25 protein-coding genes are annotated in these 19,421 nt (G+C 62.4%); 14 read left to right on the top strand and 11 right to left on the bottom strand.

Annotated features, from left to right (window positions below):
- The first annotated feature begins 19 nt into the window (after positions 1–19).
- From CHU95_RS16635 to CHU95_RS16625, 3 genes are read left to right on the top strand one after another with little or no spacing between them, the layout of a single operon-like run.
- The gene (locus tag CHU95_RS16635) at positions 20–1,141 is read left to right on the top strand and encodes an LUD domain-containing protein (RefSeq protein ID WP_094457467.1); all 1,122 of its coding nucleotides are present in this window, start codon (positions 20–22) and stop codon (positions 1,139–1,141) included.
- The gene (locus CHU95_RS16630; RefSeq protein ID WP_165772229.1) at positions 1,134–1,751 is read left to right on the top strand and encodes an LUD domain-containing protein; all 618 of its coding nucleotides are present in this window, start codon (positions 1,134–1,136) and stop codon (positions 1,749–1,751) included. The genes CHU95_RS16635 and CHU95_RS16630 overlap by 8 nt, the downstream gene beginning before the upstream one ends.
- On the top strand, positions 1,748–2,371 hold the full coding sequence (locus tag CHU95_RS16625) for a Smr/MutS family protein (RefSeq protein ID WP_094457465.1): 624 nt from the start codon (positions 1,748–1,750) through the stop codon (positions 2,369–2,371). Before CHU95_RS16630 ends, CHU95_RS16625 begins: the two co-directional genes overlap by 4 nt.
- Positions 2,372–2,375: 4 nt before the next feature.
- On the opposite strand, the gene CHU95_RS16620 is transcribed toward CHU95_RS16625, so the two are convergent.
- Positions 2,376–3,035 carry a glutathione S-transferase family protein gene (locus tag CHU95_RS16620; RefSeq protein ID WP_094457464.1) on the bottom strand — a complete coding sequence of 220 codons (660 nt, stop codon included), beginning with the start codon at positions 3,033–3,035 and terminating at the stop codon, positions 2,376–2,378.
- 150 nt (positions 3,036–3,185) lie between these two features.
- Between CHU95_RS16620 and CHU95_RS16615 the strand changes: the two genes are divergently transcribed.
- Both CHU95_RS16615 and CHU95_RS16610 read left to right on the top strand, forming a co-directional pair.
- Positions 3,186–4,055: a hypothetical protein gene (locus tag CHU95_RS16615; protein WP_094457463.1), complete on the top strand. Its 870-nt coding sequence runs from the start codon at positions 3,186–3,188 to the stop codon at positions 4,053–4,055.
- 81 nt (positions 4,056–4,136) lie between these two features.
- Positions 4,137–5,012 (top strand): hypothetical protein, encoded by an 876-nt coding sequence (locus CHU95_RS16610; RefSeq protein ID WP_094457462.1) that lies wholly within the window; start codon positions 4,137–4,139, stop codon positions 5,010–5,012.
- A gap of 2 nt (positions 5,013–5,014) precedes the next feature.
- Here the strand turns inward: CHU95_RS16610 and CHU95_RS16605 are convergent, their stop codons facing one another.
- Positions 5,015–5,290, bottom strand: a complete 276-nt coding sequence (locus CHU95_RS16605) for an usg protein (RefSeq protein WP_094457461.1) — start codon at positions 5,288–5,290, stop codon at positions 5,015–5,017.
- 174 nt (positions 5,291–5,464) lie between these two features.
- On the opposite strand from CHU95_RS16605, the gene CHU95_RS16600 reads away from it, so the two are divergent.
- From CHU95_RS16600 to CHU95_RS16590, 3 genes are all read left to right on the top strand, one after another.
- The gene (locus CHU95_RS16600; RefSeq protein ID WP_245838348.1) at positions 5,465–6,280 is read left to right on the top strand and encodes a ComF family protein; all 816 of its coding nucleotides are present in this window, start codon (positions 5,465–5,467) and stop codon (positions 6,278–6,280) included.
- A 103-nt stretch (positions 6,281–6,383) separates the two neighbouring features.
- Positions 6,384–6,653, top strand: a complete 270-nt coding sequence (gene grxC / locus CHU95_RS16595) for a glutaredoxin 3 (RefSeq protein WP_094457459.1) — start codon at positions 6,384–6,386, stop codon at positions 6,651–6,653.
- A gap of 5 nt (positions 6,654–6,658) precedes the next feature.
- A complete protein-coding gene (locus CHU95_RS16590) occupies positions 6,659–7,492 on the top strand; it encodes a carbon-nitrogen hydrolase family protein (protein WP_094457458.1) in 834 nt (277 codons plus the stop codon).
- A gap of 17 nt (positions 7,493–7,509) precedes the next feature.
- Here the strand turns inward: CHU95_RS16590 and CHU95_RS23090 are convergent, their stop codons facing one another.
- Positions 7,510–8,169, bottom strand: coding sequence for a calcium-binding protein (locus CHU95_RS23090; RefSeq protein WP_094457457.1), 660 nt, complete (start codon positions 8,167–8,169; stop codon positions 7,510–7,512).
- 155 nt (positions 8,170–8,324) lie between these two features.
- On the opposite strand from CHU95_RS23090, the gene truA reads away from it, so the two are divergent.
- The gene (truA, locus tag CHU95_RS16580; protein WP_094457456.1) at positions 8,325–9,128 is read left to right on the top strand and encodes a tRNA pseudouridine(38-40) synthase TruA; all 804 of its coding nucleotides are present in this window, start codon (positions 8,325–8,327) and stop codon (positions 9,126–9,128) included.
- Here the strand turns inward: truA and ddpX are convergent.
- Positions 9,059–9,634: a D-alanyl-D-alanine dipeptidase gene (gene ddpX, locus CHU95_RS16575; protein WP_094457455.1), complete on the bottom strand. Its 576-nt coding sequence runs from the start codon at positions 9,632–9,634 to the stop codon at positions 9,059–9,061. The genes truA and ddpX overlap by 70 nt on opposite strands.
- A gap of 110 nt (positions 9,635–9,744) precedes the next feature.
- Here ddpX and tsaB point away from each other — a divergent pair, with 110 nt between their 5' ends.
- Entirely contained in the window at positions 9,745–10,437 is a 693-nt protein-coding gene (gene tsaB, locus CHU95_RS16570; protein WP_094457454.1) for a tRNA (adenosine(37)-N6)-threonylcarbamoyltransferase complex dimerization subunit type 1 TsaB, read from the top strand.
- 18 nt (positions 10,438–10,455) lie between these two features.
- Positions 10,456–10,920: a GNAT family N-acetyltransferase gene (locus tag CHU95_RS16565; RefSeq protein ID WP_245838345.1), complete on the top strand. Its 465-nt coding sequence runs from the start codon at positions 10,456–10,458 to the stop codon at positions 10,918–10,920.
- A 5-nt stretch (positions 10,921–10,925) separates the two neighbouring features.
- Here the strand turns inward: CHU95_RS16565 and CHU95_RS16560 are convergent, their stop codons facing one another.
- Positions 10,926–11,180: a sulfurtransferase TusA family protein gene (locus CHU95_RS16560; protein WP_094457452.1), complete on the bottom strand. Its 255-nt coding sequence runs from the start codon at positions 11,178–11,180 to the stop codon at positions 10,926–10,928.
- A gap of 91 nt (positions 11,181–11,271) precedes the next feature.
- On the opposite strand from CHU95_RS16560, the gene CHU95_RS16555 reads away from it, so the two are divergent.
- The 3 genes from CHU95_RS16555 to CHU95_RS16545 all read left to right on the top strand — a co-directional run bounded on the left by CHU95_RS16555 (position 11,272) and on the right by CHU95_RS16545 (position 13,727).
- Positions 11,272–11,694, top strand: coding sequence for a Ros/MucR family transcriptional regulator (locus tag CHU95_RS16555; RefSeq protein ID WP_094457451.1), 423 nt, complete (start codon positions 11,272–11,274; stop codon positions 11,692–11,694).
- A gap of 387 nt (positions 11,695–12,081) precedes the next feature.
- Entirely contained in the window at positions 12,082–12,900 is an 819-nt protein-coding gene (locus tag CHU95_RS16550) for a GNAT family N-acetyltransferase (RefSeq protein WP_094457450.1), read from the top strand.
- Positions 12,901–12,929: 29 nt separating this feature from the next.
- Positions 12,930–13,727: a lysophospholipid acyltransferase family protein gene (locus tag CHU95_RS16545; RefSeq protein ID WP_094457449.1), complete on the top strand. Its 798-nt coding sequence runs from the start codon at positions 12,930–12,932 to the stop codon at positions 13,725–13,727.
- Here the strand turns inward: CHU95_RS16545 and CHU95_RS16540 are convergent.
- The 6 genes from CHU95_RS16540 to CHU95_RS16515 all read right to left on the bottom strand — a co-directional run bounded on the left by CHU95_RS16540 (position 13,708) and on the right by CHU95_RS16515 (position 19,266).
- Positions 13,708–14,328 carry a GNAT family N-acetyltransferase gene (locus CHU95_RS16540; RefSeq protein WP_094457448.1) on the bottom strand — a complete coding sequence of 207 codons (621 nt, stop codon included), beginning with the start codon at positions 14,326–14,328 and terminating at the stop codon, positions 13,708–13,710. The genes CHU95_RS16545 and CHU95_RS16540 overlap by 20 nt on opposite strands.
- Before the next feature lie 392 nt (positions 14,329–14,720).
- Positions 14,721–14,957, bottom strand: a complete 237-nt coding sequence (locus CHU95_RS16535; protein WP_094457447.1) for a hypothetical protein — start codon at positions 14,955–14,957, stop codon at positions 14,721–14,723.
- Between the two features lie 196 nt (positions 14,958–15,153).
- Positions 15,154–15,348: a hypothetical protein gene (locus tag CHU95_RS16530; protein ID WP_094457446.1), complete on the bottom strand. Its 195-nt coding sequence runs from the start codon at positions 15,346–15,348 to the stop codon at positions 15,154–15,156.
- Positions 15,345–16,097, bottom strand: a complete 753-nt coding sequence (locus CHU95_RS16525) for a TrmH family RNA methyltransferase (protein ID WP_094457445.1) — start codon at positions 16,095–16,097, stop codon at positions 15,345–15,347. Before CHU95_RS16525 ends, CHU95_RS16530 begins: the two co-directional genes overlap by 4 nt.
- 55 nt (positions 16,098–16,152) lie before the next feature.
- On the bottom strand, positions 16,153–17,622 hold the full coding sequence (gene guaB, locus CHU95_RS16520; RefSeq protein WP_094457444.1) for an IMP dehydrogenase: 1,470 nt from the start codon (positions 17,620–17,622) through the stop codon (positions 16,153–16,155).
- A gap of 333 nt (positions 17,623–17,955) precedes the next feature.
- Positions 17,956–19,266, bottom strand: a complete 1,311-nt coding sequence (locus CHU95_RS16515) for a CAP domain-containing protein (protein ID WP_094457443.1) — start codon at positions 19,264–19,266, stop codon at positions 17,956–17,958.
- Between the last annotated feature and the right edge of the window lie 155 nt (positions 19,267–19,421).

Raw genomic sequence — 19,421 nt, 5'->3', positions numbered from 1 at the left:
AGCCGGAACCCTTGCACTTATGCCATCCTCCCACCCGCACCCGACCGGCCTGCTGGTCACTTGTCCGGTGGATCTGTGCTGCCCGGAAGCCGGGTTCACAGCAGCAGAGAAACTGCGGGTGAAAGGCCATACGGTGACTGTTCCGGCGCAGGGATGCTGTGGCCGTACCATGCTGGAACGGGGGGATCGGCAGGGCGCTGCCATCCTGGCACGGGGCATGATTAACGCCTTCGCTGGCTGCGCGTCCATCGCCGTGCCCCATCGTGCCTGTGCGGCCATGGTCCGCGACCACTATCCTGCATTGCTGTCTGTTGATCCCGTCTGGGCGGACCGGGCGCGCCACATGGCCGCCCGCTGCCATGATCTGGCCGATCTGCTGGCCCCTCACGCTGAACCATGCCCGGACAGGCCGGGACTGCAGGTGACCCGCACGCGGGACCGCACGCTGCGCCACTTGGATCAGCATTTGCGCTCGGTTGAGGCGCAACTGACTGAGAGTGGCGGGCGGGTCCATTGGGCCAGTGACGGTCCAGACGCTGTATCCCTCATCCGGCAGCTCTGCCTGGACCATGGAATTGGCCCTGCCATGCTGGACCATTCCCCCCTGCTGATAGAGATCGGGCTGGAGGAGGCCCTGGCGCGCGATGGGATGACCGGGTCGGGAATGATGTCCGTTCCGCTGATCGGCATTTCCGGCGCCCTTTTTCTTGTGGCAGAAACCGGCAGTGCCGTCATTCTTCCCAGCGATGGCAAGGCGCATCTTCTTTTGGCCCGCTGCCAGATCGTGGTGGCGGCCATCGACCAGATCGCAGCCACCTTGTCCGATGCCGGGCAGATTCTTCAGGTTTTGCCGCAAGGGTCTGATGGACCAAGCCGGGTACTGTTCGCTACGGGCCCGCGCGCCACCGACGAGGCGGACGGACCGGATCATTTCCATCTGGTCCTGCTGGACAATGGTCGGACTGATCTGCTGGACGCTAGTATGGCAGCACTTCCCGGCCTGGCTCAGCGTGCCGGTTGGATCTGGCGGACCCTATCGCGTTTCCCGGTTCTGTATCGCCGGGCAACCTCCATGCTGTGCCGTTTGCAGCGGCGTGGGGGCAGCTTTCAGGCGCGGTGGCGGGATGCCGGTCATGGATAGCCGAAAACAGATCCTGACGCGGGTATGCACAGCCGTGGCGGGTATGGGGCCGGTGGCCGACAGCCGCCCATTGGTCAGCATGGCTGGTGGTTTGACCAACCTGGGCCTGATTGAGCAGTTCGGAAAGCGTGCCATCGCCGCCGGTGCCAGTGTCGAGCGGGTGGCCGACACAGCCCGCGTGCCCCATGCGGTGGCCGACCATCTGAAGGCCCTTGGGATGCCCGCAACCGTGCGGGTAGCCGGTAGTCCCTGGCTTCGGGCGATCCCCTGGGACCGGCGGCCGCGTCTGACGCTGAGCTTCGGCGTTGCGCGAACCGGGGATCAGGTCGGCGTCAGTGCGGCGCTGGCCGGCGTTGCGGAGACAGGGACGCTGGTGATACCCAGCGGGTCCGATCAGGCCGCTGGCCTGCTGCTCCTGCCGCCCCTACAGATCGTGATCCTGCCCTTGCACCATATTGTTGGCACGCTTGACGATGCTTGGCATGGCATGGCGATCCGCCAGCAGGCCAGAGGGCTTGGCATGCCATCCCGTGTGTGTCTGGCCACAGGGGCCGGCGACGGACAGTTGCATGTCATCCTGGTGGGCGAACCGGACGCCGCCCTTCCATGAATGATCACCGTCGTCCCAAGGCCCCAACCGACGCCGAGTTGGAATTATGGCGGCTGGTGGTGCGCGATGCCACGCCAATTGCCGGCAAACGCCGCCCCACCCCGGCGAAGCCGTCCCGACCGGTTACAGCGGCGCCGGCCGTAACCGCAGTGCGCACCCTTCCGCCCCTGCCCGCGGCCCCGGTCCAGGCGCCAGCCGACCGTCTGGCAGAACTGTTGCGCAAGGTGCCGGTGAAGGAAAAGGGCAAGGTTAGTGTCCAACTGGCACCGTCAACCCTGGGCCGTGTCGCCGGGGTTGATAAGCGCACCGACGAAAAGGTGCGCAAGGGCCGGATGGGCATTGATGGACGCATCGACCTGCATGGCCTGACACAGAGCGAGGCCCACCAAGCCCTGATCGGATTTGTCCGCCGGTCGCATGTGATGGGCCGGCGCATGGTACTGGTCATCACCGGCAAGGGCCAGATGCCCCGGGGAGAAGGGGTGCTGCGCCTGTCGGTGCCGCGCTGGCTTCGCGAGGCGGACATCAGCCCGCTGATTCTGTCCGTGCATCAAGCCCAACCGCAACATGGCGGCGGCGGCGCCTATTATGTGTTGTTGAAGCGCCGCCGCGAGGGGTGAGCCTTCAGCGCACGACGATGTTCTGCGCCGACTGCACCAGTTCCGCCGCCGTCACATTCTTGGGCGGCTTTTGCAGACCAGCAGCACAGCCAGGTCGGGCATCAATTTGGGCGATCCAACGTGACAGGTGCGGCAAGTCATCAATGGCCACGCCTGACCAGTCATGCGTCCGGGCCCAGCACCAATTGGCGATATCGGCGATGGAGAAATCACCGGCCAGGAATTCATGATCCTTCAGCCTTCCGTCCAGCACGGTCAGCAGCCGCTTGGCTTCTTTCTGGTAACGGTCGATGGCGGCGGGGATCTTTTCCGGGAAATAGCGGTGGAAGACGTTGGCCTGCCCCATCATCGGCCCTACCCCGCCCATCTGAAACATCAGCCATTGCAGAACGCGTGAACGGCCTTTGGCGTCGGTGGGCATCAGGCGACCTGTCTTTTCCGCCAGCCAGATCATAATTGCACCCGATTCGAACACCGTATGCTCTTCCGCCCGGTCCACAATCACCGGGATGCGGCCATTGGGGTTCATGGCCAGGAACCAGGGTTCCTTCTGCTCGTTCTTCGCGAGCGACACAACATGCAGCGTGTAGGGCAGGCCCAGTTCCTCCAGCGTGCAGGAGACCTTGTGCCCGTTAGGCGTGGCGGCGGTGTAGAGATCGATCATGGCGCTTCCTTCTGATGGCTTTGTCCCATCATGCGCCGCTGGAAGCCGGCGGGAAAGCATCGCGGCACCCCGCCTCCGCCGATCGGACAGGTTTACAGGTGCACTGGGTTGTAGGACTATAATAAAGATAACCTTAATGGATACACCCACATGCCAAGCCGCCGCTGTGTGTCCCTGCTTCTTCTTTCCCTGCTGGCACTGCCGACACGGGCGCAGGACGGACGGCCCGACCTGCTGCCTGAAATTGTGGTGGAGGCTCCGGGAGAGGAGGAGATTGTCGCCTTCGTGGGACAGGTTTTACCGGAAAACCGCAATCGCCAGCTGGCGCGCTGGCATAACCCATTATGCGTTGCCATGCGCGGCTTTAGCCCAACCATGGCAGAGCGTTTCCAGCAACAGATACAGTCCATAGCGGCCATTGGCGGCCTCGAAGCACCGGTTTCTGGTTGCCGGCCCAATGTCATCATCATCCTGATCGATGACCCGGACCTGTTGGTCGACAGGATGATGAAGCGCTATGGCTATATGTTCCGGCCAGCCTCCACCGACGATGTCCGCGCCGCGTTGGGAGAGCAGCATGCCGTCCGCATCTGGTATACGACGATCAAGACGGGGGCGCTGAACAATGGCCCACAGAAACAGGACGAATATGGCAATCCCATCGTGGAGCAACGTCGCGGTCCACCCGAGAACTCACGGCTCGGCAAGATCATGCGCACCGACCTGCTTTGGGCTATGGTGGTAATGGACCGTCCGGCCTTGGCTGGCAAGTCGGTGGAAAGCGTGGCCAGTCATGTCGGGATGCGGTTGATGGGAGCCTTCGCGGCCGATACCCAGCAGGCGACGATTCCAACCATCCTGAATCTGTTTCAGGGTGAGCGTCCGCAGCCGGTGAACCTGACAGATTGGGACCGTGCCCTGCTGCGCGAACTCTATGCTGCTCCCGTCTCTGGCCATATCGATCCCCAGCGCCGGCAAATCGCCCGCCGTCTGACCGACACAGCCGCTGCACAGCCCTGACCGGCCCCGCCGATCAGACAGGTCTATATATCCTGATAATTGTACAAATACCAAATTATTTCCCGCTTAAGGAGATCACACATGGTCGGTCGCTGGCTCTCGCTTTGCTTTGCCCTGCTGCTGCCGGCGACGGCCTTGGCCATAACACAGGCACCATCGCCCGAACTGTTGCCCGAGATCATCGTGGAGGCCCCCGACGAAATGGAGATCGCGGCCTTTGTGGGGCAAGCCTTGCCGGATACGCGCGAACGGCAACTGGCCCGCTGGCACCACCCGATCTGTGTCGCCTATCGCGGCTTCAGCGCGGCGCAGGAGCGGGTATTCCACCGCCATATGCAGACAGTGAGCGAGCTGGTTGAAATGCCCGCACCACCATCGGATTGCCGGCCCAATGTCGTCGTGCTGCTGACCGACCAGCCCGACCGGCTGGTCGATCTGATGCTGGAACGCCAGGAACGGCTGTTTAAGCCCACACCAATCGCCCAGGTTCGCAAGGCACTGGTCCAGGATAGGGCCGTTCGGATGTGGCATGTGACCGTGATAAACGGTAAGTATGGGAATACGCCCGATGCGTTGGACATGGCCGGCCCCCTCTCCAGTGCCAGTTCCATTCGCGCAGCACCCGGCAGCCTTTCGCGACTGGGCAAGCAGACGCGGATCGAGCTGTTCCGGACCATGATCGTTCTGGACGCCGGCGCGCTGCGTGGCCTCCCGCTTTCCGCCGTGGCGGACCATGTTGGCCTGCGGGTGATGGGGGGCTTCGCTGCCGATGCTGAAACCCCATTGCCCAGCATCCTGAACCTGTTCCAATCTGGACAGAAGGCCACCCTGACCCTAACGGAATGGGATAAATCCCTGCTGCGCGGCCTCTATCAGGCGCCGGTAGATACCCATATGAACCGGCAACGCCGCATGATCGCCCGCCGCCTGACCGACACAGCCGCCGCACAGCCCTGATCCTATTGCAGGGTCATCAGCGCGTCCACATGGCGCAGGCTGCCGGGGCTGATCAGGTCCAGGTTGGCCACGCGCACCGAATGCAGCTTGCCATCCAGATTGCGGCTCCAGAAATCTAGGAATTGGCGCAGCACAGGGTAGCGCGGCGCTAAATCAAGTTCCTGCCAGACATAGGTCTGCAACAGGCCGGGGTGATCGGGCATATGATAAAGGATTTCAGCCGTGGTCAGGCGGTAATCCTGCAACTGCCGCGATAGGGTGGACTGGGAAATGATCATGCGACCTCCTTCCGCACATCCGGAGCGGTCAAGCCGCCCCACAAAAAGAGGCTGCCATCATTTTTCAGATTTGTGAATAGTATGTTTATTATCAATGAATTAGCAGCCGGGTCAGCTAAGTGCTGCCAAACTCGTCTTCTTGCCGCCGGGCGGCGGGGCTGTTAACCTGAAGGCATGTTTCATACTGCTTCTACACGTCTGGGTGACATGTGGCCGCATCTGCGCAGCGGTATGGCCCGGTTGCTGGACCTTGTCCTGCCGCCCCGCTGCCTGTGCTGCGGGGTGGAGGTGGGTGTGGCGGGCGCGCTTTGCCCCACCTGCTGGCAGGGGATCGGTTTCATTTCAGCCCCGCATTGCGCCCGCTGCGGCCTGCCCTTCGACTATGATCTCACAGGTGACGGCGCAACCAATCTGGTCTGCGGCGCCTGCCTCGCCCGCCCACCCCTGTTCGACCGTTGCCGATCAGTCTTCGTGTACGATAATGCCAGCCGGTCACTGGTATTAGGTTTCAAGCATGGGGATCGGACCGACTGCGCCCCGGCCTTTGCGCAATGGCTAGCACGGGCGGGGGCGGTTCTTCTGCTCGAATCAGATGTCATCATTGTTCCGGTGCCGTTGCACCGATGGCGATTGCTGAAGCGCCGCTACAACCAGTCGGCACTGCTGGCCCTGGAACTGGGACGGCTGACCGGACGAACGGCCATTCCCGACCTGCTGATCCGTCGCCGCGCCACGCCTAGCCAGGGCGGTCTGACGGCAAAGGGCCGGGCCCGCAACGTGCAGAGCGCCTTCGCCATCAACCCGCGCTGTGCGGGCCGCGTTAAGGATGCCCGTATCCTGCTGATCGACGATGTGTTCACCACAGGGGCCACGGTAGGCGAATGCGCCCGCACCCTGCGCCGGGCGGGGGCACGTGCGGTGGATGTGCTGACCCTGTCGCGGGTCGTGAAACCCGTGACCCTGGAAGAGGCAGGGGAACAAGCAGGCTGAGTCTTCAACAAGGGTGCCTTGCAAGACCTTGCCCTTTGCCGGCGGTCCCGGCACCTTCATAGTATCGTCAGCAAATCTTCATGAATGCAGGATCAGTGTCACGATGAGCGCGCCCAAGGTCGAGATTTATACCAGCCCCTGGTGTGGCTATTGCACCCGTGCCAAGCGCCTGCTGGACAGCAAGGGCGTCCAGTATATCGAGATTGATGTGATGGCCGAACCGGCCCGCCGCTCGGAAATGACAGACCGTGCCGGCGGCCGCACCAGCGTGCCGCAGGTCTTCATTGACGGGCAGCATATTGGCGGCTGCGATGATACCCATGCGCTGGACAAGGCAGGCAAACTGGACCCGCTGCTGGGCATCGGGGCCTGATCGGCATGCGTGACAGCCCCACCAGCGTCCGTGTCGCCCTGGTTCAGGTAAATGCCGGGCCGGAAATCCTGCCGAACCTGGAACAGGCGGGCGCCTTTGTGCATCAGGCAGTGGCCCAGGGCGCGCAGCTTGTCTGCCTGCCGGAGAATGTGTCCCTGATGGTGCAGGGGCGGGAGAATATCCTGGCCCGCGTGAAGCCGGAGGAAGACCATCCTGGCGTTCGGCATTTCCGCGATCTGGCACGTGAAACCGGGGCCTGGATCATGACCGGCACGCTGGGCTGTCTGCTGCCCGACGGGCGCGTGGCCAACCGCGCCTTTGTGATCAACCCCGACGGCGAGATCACGGCACGGTACGACAAAATCCACATGTTCGATGTGGATCTGGCGGGGGGTGAGAGCTATCGCGAAAGCGCCACCTACCGCCCCGGTGAACAGGCGGTCGTGGCGGCCACACCCTGGGGTGGGCTGGGCCTGTCCATCTGCTACGATGTTCGCTTTGCCTATCTTTACCGCGCCCTGGCCAAGGCTGGCGCCAGCATCATCACCGTGCCCGCCGCCTTTACCGTGCCTACGGGCCGTGCCCATTGGCATGTGCTGCTGCGGGCTCGTGCAATTGAGACAGGGTGCTTCGTTCTGGCGCCGGCCCAGACCGGCACCCATGATGGCGGGCGCGGGACCTATGGCCATTCCGTCATCATCAGCCCGTGGGGAGAGGTACTGGCCGATGCGGGCGAAGAACCCGGCGTGATCCTGGCCGACTTAGACCTCTCCAAGGTGGAAGAGGCACGGCGTATGGTGCCCAGCCTGCTTCATGACCGCCGCTTCACGGGACCTTAACGGCGGCGCCCCGCTGCTCAGGCAATGACGAACCAGTCAGCCCCTGCGTCATAGCGGACCGACAGCCCGTCCGGAATGATGATCGTATGGTCCTGCGCGGCATCGTAGCGGCCATCATTATTCAGATCGATGACAATATGGCCATTGATCTGGGCAATGTTGGTGGTGCCCGCCAGCAAAAAGGTCGGCAGCGCCGTATCCGCCGTTAGGGCCGACAGGGCCGTGCCATTGATGCGCAGGGCCGTTTCGCCGGCAACGTCGAAATCCACCCGCTCGCCCTTGCCGATATCGATCAGTACATCGCGGTCGCCGGCGCGCAGATCGGACAGTGCAAAGGTAAAGCGATCACGACCCGACCCGCCGGTCAAGATGTCGGACCCGGCCCCGCCATCCAGCACATCATCGCCCTTGCCGCCGTCGATAAGATCTGTGCCGGCGCCACCGCGCACGGTATCATTACCCCATCCGGCGCTGATCACATCATTGCCATCAGTCCCGTTCAGCCGGTCGGCGAATAAGGTGCCCATCTGCGGCTGCAGATTGAGGTTGCGCACGCCATCCACCGCCGCCTTACCCAGTCCCACAAACAGGTCGCCCAGGCTCTTGACGGTCACCTCCAGCAACGCTTGTGCAAAACCCTGCCCCACCGCCTCGGAAAAAGCTTCAATTCTCGCCATGATCGCGGTTTCCCCTTCCGATGGTATGGGCGATATTTATATCCGGTATTTCTGTTTACCACTGTGACCGCCATCATGGGAAAGAAAAGCCTGTTGACGGAGGCCGCTACCGGTTGCATCGCTGGGGCCGTTTGTCAGTGAAGGCCTCCGCACCCATGTCCCAACGCTGGAAAATCACGGTCGAGTTCAATGGCACATCCTTTCTGGGATGGCAGCGACAGGACCATGGCCCCTCCGTCCAGGGTTGTCTGGAAGAGGCAGTGACCCGGTTCTCACAGGAGGTGGTGACCGTGCATGCCGCCGGGCGCACCGACAGCGGTGTGCATGCCACTGGCATGGTCGCCAGTTTTGATCTGGAAAAGCCGGTCAGCGCAGACAAGGTGCGGGACGCCTTGAATTTCCATCTGAAACCCAATCCCATTGCCGTCCTGAAAGCAGAGGCAGTGGAACCTGATTTCCACGCCCGATTCACCTGCATCGGTCGATCCTACCTGTACCGTATCACCAACCGGCGAGCGCCGTTGGCGCTGGATGCAGGACGGTCTTGGCTGATCAGCCACCCGCTGGATGAAAAAGCCATGCATATGGCAGCCCAGCGCCTGATTGGCCGGCATGATTTCAGCAGTTTCCGCGCCTCGCTCTGCCAGGCGGCCAGTCCCGTTAAAACCCTGGCGGAACTGACGGTCAGCCGGATGGGAGAAGAGGTGAGGATCGTGGCGCGTGCCCGGTCGTTTTTGCATCACCAGGTGCGCAACATGGTCGGCACACTGAAAATGGTGGGTGAAGGCCGCTGGGATGCGGACGATGTATCGGCAGCGTTGGCAGCGCGCGATCGGTCGGCGGCAGGGCAAACAGCCCCGGCCGACGGACTTTATTTCACCCGCGCCTATTACCCTGGTGATGACTTCCCCGAACCCATAAGCGGCGGCCCCAGCGCCCCGTCTTCAACCAACGGATAAGCGGCCGCGGCGGGCAACTGGTAATGCCACCATTCATAGGCGTAATGCTGCCACCCCGCCGCCGCCATGATGCCCAGCAGCAAGGCCCGATTACGCTGGGCCACCACACTGATACTGGTATCAGCGTGATAGGCAAGGGGTCGCATATCGTCGAAATCGGTCCCCATCTCCAGCACTGTGCCATCGGGTGTGGCCAGGGTCAGGTCGATGGCCACGCCGCGCCCATGGCTGGACCCCGTGCGCGGATCGGCAATGAAGGTCGGGTCAGGCAACGCCGTCCACAATGCCCATTGCGCAGAAGGCGGGCGGTAGCCATCAAAGATCCTCAACCTCAGTCCCTGGGCGGAGGCGAGGCGAATGGAACGGCCCAGCGCCACTGCGGCGTCCGGATGCAGCAGGCAGAGCGGCCGCGCAAAGATCGGCCTTCCCGTCAGATTGTCCGCCGTGGCATAGCGAAGATCAAGATCGACATCAAATGCCGGTGGGGCAATGGTAACGAAAAACATGCGTGCCCTTTGTGATTGCGGTGACAACCTTACACCAACAACTCTTCACTTAGGCACATGCTGTTGAAGGGCCGGCGGGTGAGGGAACAGATGAAACATAGCAGCAGCACATGATCACGCTTGGCCTGGATACGGCAACAAGCGCCTGCGCGGTCGCCTTGTGGGATCAAAGGTCGCAGCAGACCCTGGCTGTACGAGCGGAAACCATGCAGCGTGGGCTGGCAGAAAAGCTGGTACCCATGGTTCAGACCGTACTGGCCGATGCCGGAAAGAGCTTTTCCGACCTGTCGCGTATCGGGGTGACCGTGGGGCCTGGGACCTTCACGGGCCTGCGGGTCGGGCTGGCCGCTGCGCGGGGCTTCGCATTGGCTGCCGGCTGTCCGCTGGTCGGGGTGACGACATTGGAGGCTGCGGTCCACGGACTGGACCCCGCTGTCCGGCAGAGATACACGCTGCTGGCCGCGATCGAGAGCCGGCGTGAGGACCTTTTTTTGCAGCCTTTTGCCGACGACCTCGCTCCCCTTGACGCGCCGGCGGACGTGCTGCCAGCCGACCTTGCGGCCTATGCGGCCGCCCACCTTCCGCCCGCGCCGCTGCTGATCGTGGGCGATGCAGCGGCGCGGGCGGCTGCGGCCCTGGGGCCATGGGCGGGCCATGTGGCCGTGGTGGAGACGACAGGTGCGGCAGAAGCCATTGCCACGGCCCGGATCGCCGCCGGGCAAAACGCGGTTGGCATTGCCAACCGTGTCGCCGATCCATTCTATCTGCGTCCACCCGACGTGACCTTGTCGAAGCAGGGCTGAGCCATGCTGGACAATCCGATGATTGTGCCTGCGGGTCTGGTCCATGCGGAAATACTTGCGGAGTTGCATGCACGGGCCTTTGCCGATCCCGCCTTGTCGGGCCCGGCATGGCCGGCGAGCGCCTTTGCGTCATTGCTGGCCACCCCCGGAACAGCCGGCTTTATCCTGACGGTGCAAGGAACACCGCTGGCCCTTTCACTCTGGCGGCATGTTCTGGATGAAGGGGAGCTGTTGACCCTGGGCACCGATCCCGCCGCGCAGGGCAAGGGGGGGGGCAAGGCGCTGCTGCGCCAGGGCCTGTCCTATCTGGCGCAACAGGGTGTGACGCGCTGTTTCCTAGAAGTGGCTGTCACAAATACAGCGGCAATCGGCCTTTATGCTTTGTGTGGCTTTCAAAGTGCCGGCCAGCGGCGCGGTTATTATCAGCATGGCGGCCAATCGATTGACGCAAACGTCATGGCCATTGACCTGGATCTAGAGTGAGTTGGTTAAGGCTTCTTGACCAAAAGCCGCTGAACCCCGTCCGGACTCGCGGGATTCTCCGGTTGCGGATCCGCAACGACATAGCCGTGTTCGCGTAGACTGGCCGGAACATTGCGCGATGGTTCGCCGAAATTCATACGCACTTCAAGGACTTGACCAGGCTCAAGCCGTTCCACGGCAAGTTTCGTCCTGACGAATGTCATCGGACATACAAGCGCGGTTATGTCGAGAAACTGGTCTGGTACGGTTGTCACGAGCATCGATTCCTTTGATATTCTGCCAAATCGATATTGCATGATATTGAGATAAGACTTATATCACGAACGAGTTTTTTGGTTGGAGCAATGATACATGACCAACGCATCCTCCTCGCCCGAACTTTTGTCTCTCACGACGGAAATCGTCGCGGCCCATGTCTCGAACAATACAGTCGCAATCACCGATCTTCCGGCGCTGATTGACCAAGTTTACAGGACTCTGGCCAACATCGGCACAGAGCCCGTGGTACAGAGCGAGAAGCCGCAGCCGGCCGTTGCCATCAAGAAGTCGGTGACGCCGGAATACATCGTCTGTCTTGAAGACGGCAAGAAGCTGAAGATGCTGAAGCGCCATCTGAAGACGGCCTACAATATGTCACCGGAAGAATATCGTGACCGTTGGGGCCTCCCCCCCGACTATCCGATGGTCGCCCCGAACTATGCCAAGCAGCGTTCGCGCTTGGCCAAGCAGATTGGTCTGGGCACCCGCGCCCGCCGCGCTGGCGACGACGAGTAAAGTCCCGTTCCCGCCACCGGGCGGACGGGTCGAGGGGAAGAGGGGCGGCCTGCCGGGTCGCCCCTTTCTCGTTCCGGGCCCGTTGCTGGCTGCGGATCATGTGTCGAAACGCGGGCTATGACCGCTTTTACCAATGTGATTTGTGCATGGCACCGTGCCGCACCTACCCGCATACCCCCGCAGATCTTTGATAGTTGCGGGACAGGGGCATGAAACTTTCGTGATCGGCCCCTGCCCTGTGACACAGTGGGTTGACCGGCTTGCCGCAGTTCGTGTTATGCCAATGCATGACGGCGGTGACTGCGGCGCCCGCTGCCCGTGAAAGCGGGACAGATGGCAAGGATGGTCGTTTCCGTCTCGTGCCGGCTACCCAGAATATGTGAGAGCATGGCTGACATCATTTCCACCGATGCCCTGATTTCCGGCGAACTGCGCGCTGGCAATCTCGAGGTTCGTCTGGCGGAGACCGCCGCCGAGGTCACAGCAGCCCAGCGCCTGCGCTACCGCGTCTTCTATGAGGAGATGGCGGCAAAGCCATCGGCGGACATGGCCGCGCAACGGCGTGACTTCGACATGTTCGATACGCTGTGCGACCATCTGCTGGTCATCGACCGCAGCCTTGGCAGCAGCAGTGACGCCGTGGTCGGCACTTACCGGCTGATCCGCCGGGCCACGGCGGCGCGCGCCGGGTCCTTCTACTCGTCCGATGAATATGACATCTCGCGGATTGAGGAATATCCCGGCGAAGTGTTGGAACTGGGCCGCTCCTGCGTGGACCTGAATTACCGTAGCCGCGGCACCATGCAGTTGCTCTGGCGTGGTATCGCCGCCTATTCAGCCCATTATGACATCAAGCTGATGTTTGGCTGTGCCAGCTTGCCAGGAACCGATCCTAAGGCGCTGGCTCTGCCATTATCTTACCTCTACTACCATCATCTGGCCCCGCCGGCGCTGCGCCCGGTGGCCCTGCCCCACCGCTATGTCGAAATGGCGATGATGGAAGAGCATGAGATCGACCCGCGCCGGGGCATCAATGAAGTGCCGGCTCTGATCAAGGGCTATCTGCGGCTGGGTGGTTTTGTGGGCGAAGGCGCGGTCGTGGACCATCAGTTCAACACCACAGATGTCTCCATCGTCGTGAAGACGGACATGATGACCGACAAGTACCTGCGCCATTATGAGCGCAGGGGCTCGTCGCTGATCTGATCCAGGATAGAGGCGGCGGGCACACTGGCATGAATATCGGCTCGACCATGCTGGGGTTGTCGCGTCTGGTCCTCTACGGCCTCTGGACCCTGGCCTGCATTCCAGTGCAGGTCGCGCTGTTGCGCCTGTCAAGGCGGGACGCTGCGGCCCGGTTCCCGCGCTTTTACCATCGCGTCTGTTGCCGCATGTTGGGTTTGCAGGTGGTGGTGAAGGGTACTCCGGCGTCCGACAAAGGGCCGGTGCTGTTCATCGCCAATCATTCATCGTATCTGGACATTCCGGTCCTCACCTCTGTTCTTCCGGTCAGTTTCATCGCCAAGTCGGAAGTGGATGGCTGGCCGGTCTTCGGCTTGCTGGCGCGTCTGCAACGCACCGTGTTCGTGGACAGGACGGCCCGGCACAAGGCCGATGAACAACGCGACACGATCCAGGGGCGTCTACAGGCGGGCGATAGTCTGGTGCTGTTCCCGGAAGGTACCAGCAGCGACGGCAACCGCACTCTGCCCTTTAAGACGGCCCTGTTCGCGGTTGCCGCGACCCGGATTGGGGATAAGCCGCTGACAGTGCAGCCCGTCAGCGTGGCCGCCACCCACCTTGACGGAATTCCCCTTGGCCATGTTTGGCGGCAGCTCTATGCGTGGTATGGCGATATGGAACTGCCCCCGCATCTCTGGCGGATGGTCCGGGCCGGGCGGCTGCAAGTGACCGTTGAGTTCCACCCACCACAATCTTTGGAAACCGTGCCGTCGCGCAAAGCGTTGGCCGATATCTGCTGGCAATCGGTCGCTGGCGGTGTCGAACGCGCCATCACGGGCCGCGCGGCCTAAGCCGCTCCTCCACCGCCGCCCATTCGCGGTCTGTGATGGAGAAATAAACGGAATGGCGCAAGCTGCCGTCTGCCCGAACGACATGGTTGCGGAAAGTGCCCTCCTCCACTGCGCCAATACCGGCCAGGGCGGTGCGGGACTGGTGGTTATTGCTATCGGTTTTGAACTCCACCCGGATACAGCCCCATTCCTCAAACGCGTGGCGCAGCATCAGGTATTTGGCATTCCGATTCAGGCCTGACCGCTGGAACCCTTGACCCAGCCACGTATAGCCGATCTCTACATGCCGGTTGGCCCGGTCGATGGCCAGGAAGCGGGTGGATCCGGCGATACGACCGCTTGCCTGATCAATGGTCACAAATGGCAGCATGCGCCCTGCCCGCTGCTCATCCAGGGCGAAGCCGATCCAGGCCGCCATTTCGTCCCGGCTAGCCACCGGCTTGGGATACCAACGGAAAATCTCCCCCACCAGCCCCACTGCACACAGCGCGTCCAGATGTTCCAATCCCAGCGGTTCCAGCCTGGCGGCTTTACCGCTCAGGGTCACCGGCGCCGTATCAATGCGGTTGAAGCCATAAAGCGGAAAGGGACGGTCGGACATAAAGCACCAGGTTGGCCGCAGAGGAGGGGCCACCAGCATTCAGGGAGCCAGCCTAGTCGGGTCAACCGACGGATTGTCCTTGTGACGAGTTTCCAGCTCAGGTCAGCCACGCCCATCACATGCGCTCACTGGTCGTGGGGGGTGACAGGTGGACATGGTTTCTGTGGCGTTGACGGCCAAGCACAGGACGCAGTGGGTGGGTGAGCGGGCTGGACGAATCGGTAATGGTTCGTTCCGCTTCCTGACGGACTTTATCTGCGGGCCTGATGGTTAAGCCGGATTGACGGCCGAAACAAACACAGTGTCGGCGGTCTGCTGGGCAGCAGTTAAAGGGATCACCCCCGCCAATCTGGCGTCATGCGGCGGGCGGGCGTCCCGCAGCGTCTGGTTGGTCACGCCGGGCCGGTATGAGGGGAACGGCTGCTCATCGGCGGCATCCATTCGACATTCGACACATCCAGATAGTCGCGCATGTAGACGGCGAGACGGTCTGCAATGCGGCGCAGATTGGCCGCTTCTTCGGGCTTGGTCGCTTCCAGCCGTGCTGCCTCAGCCTGCATCTCGTCCGCCTTGAACAGAATGTCACGGCGTAGATCGTTCAAATCCTGGATCGACATCATGACACCCATAATGCATCCGCCTTCCAACCACGATGGCACAAAGGCGCCCCTAAGGCGCCTCAACTATGCAATAGTGCATCAAAATGATGAAGGTATGCTTAAGGCGTGGATATTCTGCCGGGAACGCCAACCTGATCGTCACAGGTCGGTTATGGCCAATAACAACAGCATGCCAAATGGTCTATACCATGCCGTCCCTTGCCGATTAGTCTGATAATTCAATCTCTGCCCGCAGCTTCGTTTCCAGATTGCCAATCCGTGCTTTCAGGGCATCGATGCGGGCCAGCAAATCGGGCAGGCCCAGCGCGCTGGCGGTGGACAAAGCAGCCACACTTTCCGACAGATCGGCGGCGATGGCGGCCAGATCGGGTTCGGGCGTGTCGCCGGGGCCGCTGGTCATTGCCCGCCCGCGTAATAGGTGAAGAGCGCGATGGACGCGGCAACGGTGGCGTTCAAACTTTCGACATTGCCGGTGCTGCCGATGGTCAGACGCTGCGCTGGGACCTGCGGCGGCACGCCCTGCCCTTCCTCACCCAGGATCAGGCGGGCATCTTCGGGCCAGGGGAAGGTGGCCAGATCATCGCCGCCGGCATCCAGCGCCAGCAGCGGCCCCGCCGCCTGATCCAGCGCCGCCCAGCGCCCACCGCGCACAATATCCAGCGTAAAGACGGCATTGCTGGCCGCGCGCAGGCATTTCGGGTGGAACGGGTGGGCCGCTTCTTCCAGCAGGATGACCTTGGACGCGCCAAAGGCCGCCGCACTGCGCAGCAGCGCCCCCAGATTGGCGGGGTCCCCCAGGGCACAGACCAGTTCCAGGCCCTTTGGCGGGGCGGACAGGTCGGCCTGCGCAATGGGTGGCAGGGTGCCCACCAGGATCGGGTAATCCGTGCCCGACACATCCAGTTCCCGGAAAAGGGGACCAGCCAGCACCACAGGCTGAATATGGTCGGGCAACGGCCAGTCCGTGATCCATTCGGGATGGCGGATCAGGATGCGCGTAAAGTGCTGCGGCCAGCGCGTCAGCGCTTCGGGTACGGTCTTCAACCCCGCCAGCAGGAATTGCCCCTGTTTACGGATGCCACGGCTTTCCAGCAGCCCGGACCAGGACTTGAATTGCGGGTTCTGGGGGCTGTCAATGTGGTGGAACATGGATCATCCGTTACACCCCCCGCCCGCGTAGGCGGAAGAGGGGTGCCGTAAAACCTCACCCCTGACGGTAATTCGGGGCTTCGTTGGTGATGGTGATATCGTGGACGTGGCTTTCGCGCAGGCCGGCGTTGGTGATACGCACGAATTGCGGCTTGCTGCGCATCTCTTCAATGGTGGCGCACCCGGTATAGCCCATGGAGGCGCGCAGGCCGCCGATAAGCTGGTGCACCACGGCCCCCAACGGACCCTTATAAGGCACCCGACCTTCCACGCCTTCGGGCACCAGCTTCAGGGTGTTGGACACTTCAGCCTGGAAATAACGGTCAGCGGAGCCACGGGCCATGGCCCCGACGGAGCCCATGCCGCGATAGGCCTTGTAAGACCGGCCCTGGAACAGGATGACCTCGCCGGGGCTTTCATCGGTGCCGGCGAACAGGCCGCCCATCATGGCGCAGGACGCACCGGCGGCGATGGCCTTGGCCAGATCACCCGAATACTTGATGCCGCCATCGGCGATGACGGGAATGCCATGCTTCTGACAGGCTTCAACCACATCCAGGATGGCCGTCAACTGCGGCACGCCCACGCCGGCCACGATACGGGTGGTGCAGATGGAGCCGGGGCCGATACCGACCTTGATGGCATCCGCACCGGCATCGATCAGGGCCAGGGCCGCGTCGGCAGTGGCAACATTGCCGGCGATGATCTGGGTATAGTTGGGCAGGTTGCGGGCGGCGCGCACCTGATCGGCCACTTTCTTGGAATGGCCATGGGCCGTGTCGATGACCAGCACGTCAACGCCGGCATCGAACAATGCGGCCGCACGCTCCAGGCCATCGGGACCGGTACCGGTGGCGGCAGCGGCGCGCAAGCGGCCGGCGGCATCCTTGGCGGCGTGGGGATGGTTCTGTGCCTTTTCGATATCCTTGACCGTGATCATGCCGATGCAGCGATAGTCATCGTCAACGACCAGCAGCTTTTCGATACGGTTCTGATGCAGCAGGCGCTTGGCCTCTTCCTTGCTCACGCCCGGCTTGACGGTGACCAGACCATCCTTGGTCATCAGCTCCGATACCGGCTGGTTCGGGTTGCTGGCAAAACGCACGTCACGGTGGGTCAAGATACCCACCAGCTTGCCGGCATCATCCACCACGGGGAAACCGGAAAAGCGATAACGGCGCTGCAATTCCTGGGCATCGGCCAGGGTATTGTCAGGGCGCAGCGTGTAGGGATTGACCACCATGCCCGATTCGAAGCGCTTGACGGCGCGAACCTCGTCGGCCTGACGGCTGATATCCATGTTGCGATGGATGACGCCGATGCCGCCCGACTGGGCCATGGCGATGGCCAGCGCCGATTCCGTCACCGTATCCATGGCCGCCGACAACAAGGGAATACCCAACTGGATCGACTTGGTCAGCCAGGTCTTGGTGTCAACCTCTGCCGGCATGACCTCTGATGCGGCCGGGACCAGCAGCACGTCATCAAAGGTCAGGGCTTCGCGGAAACGGTCACTGCTGGACATGAACCTGGCTCTCCCATGCGCGGGCCGGCGGGGCCGCAAGATACGGGTTATGGGACATCGAGCCCGCCCGCGCCCATTGGCGCAAGCTGGTTCCATGTCCCAGATCAAAAGGTTCGCCGCACTATACACATGCGGGTGCCATTGGGAAGCTACCAGGGATGGGGGGCCTGGGTTGCCATTTGGGCAAGGCGCTTGTCGCTTTTCCCTCAAACGCCCGGCGCGGCCATCCGGCCGCCCGGCTTCGCGCGCGCATGGCTGCGCGGGCGCTCAACGCGCCAGCCCATGAAGGATGAGAGCCCTCATCCTTCATGGGCACCGTGATCCTGAACCCGGTCACACCAGCAACAGCAGACCGTCACTTTCCTGTGGCGTGCCCAGCGCCGACAGGGCAAGGCCGGCGAAGGTGACGGAAATATCGATGCGTCCGTCTGCGTCCAGATCGGCATGCAGGGTCGCGCCCTTATAGCCGGCGGTGCCGTCATCGGCGGCCCAGGTGAAGCGACTGGTGCCAGGGCGCCAGCCCCAGATATTCACCTGCTCCCCCTTTTCAAAATCAACAATGGTGGTCCAGGCCGCCTGACCACCGCGGCCATCGGCGAAGAAAGTGTCCTGGCCAGCGCCACCGATCAGGAAGTTGGACCCGGTGCCACCATCCAGTACGTCATTGCCGGCACCGCCATTGGCGGCATCATTGCCGCCGCCCAGGTTCATGAAATCATCCTGATCGCTGCCGGCCACGTTATCGGCGCCGCCGCTGCCCAGCATCTGCCAGTCCAGATGGGCCACGGGGCCGGCATAGGCTGTCGGCGTGGTGACGACGAAGCTGTTTGTCGTGCTGTTCCAGGACTGGAATGTCACGGGCGTGAACAGCGCAGCCTTGGCATCCACCCCGACATTCAGACCACTCATGGTCACGGTCTGGTAATAGGCACCGGTCAGTCCGCCGCCGCTGAACCCCAGGGTCCAGGTGCCATTGGTCATGCTGACCGCATAGCCCCCGGCGGCACTCGTCTGCCCCACGATATTGCCATTCACCGCAATCGATACGCCTCCGACCCCTTCGCCAGGATTGTAATAGCCATCGCCGTTCAGATCATTAAAGACCACGCCGGTCGCATAGCGGGCCTGTCCCGTGGCCGCAAAATTCTGGGTGATCATAGAGGCGTTGAAGCCGGTCATTTCCCCCAATTGCTGGCTGATCCCGATCTCCCGGTAGTTATCACCCAGAATATTGGTACGGTGGCCGGGGCTGAGGAACAGGCCGCGATGCTGCTGTTCGATATAGGAGGCAAGCTGGCTGGTGCGGATGGTGCCGGTCGTCCCGCTCCACGAGATATTTTCTCCCCAGGTAAAGGCACCAGTAAACCGGTAGCCGGCCGCAGTCATACGGTCGCCGGGGGTGGAGCCATTCACGCCGGTATGGCTGAAACTGTCTGTGGCCAGCATCCAGTCGCTATGCGCCTCGGCAGCCGCCGCCAGCAGATTGTTGGGGGCCAGTGGTTGCTTCGGCGCAGCGGAAATGGTGCCAGCGGCCAACCCCTGATTCAGCTCGATACCAAATGCCGCCGCGGCCGCCACAGGATCTGCCCGCGCACGGTTAATCAGGGTCAGCATGTACAGTTCGTACGCGTCAAACTCTGCCATCACTCGTCTCCTCACTGGCCCTAATTGGAGAGGAAAGCGCGCTGGGGACACAATGGCTCTTTTGGGTGATCGGTGTGACAAGCGCCAGACAAAGGGTATATCCCCACCGCGCAATGCAGGGTGGCAGGCAGCGCGTTCGCCTTGGTTGTCAATGA

Origin of the sequence: Niveispirillum lacus (assembly GCF_002251795.1) — a bacterium.
GTDB classification, from domain to species: domain Bacteria; phylum Pseudomonadota; class Alphaproteobacteria; order Azospirillales; family Azospirillaceae; genus Niveispirillum; species Niveispirillum lacus.
Note: the sequence above shows the minus strand (reverse complement) of the source record. Positions and strands in the feature narration are given on the sequence as shown.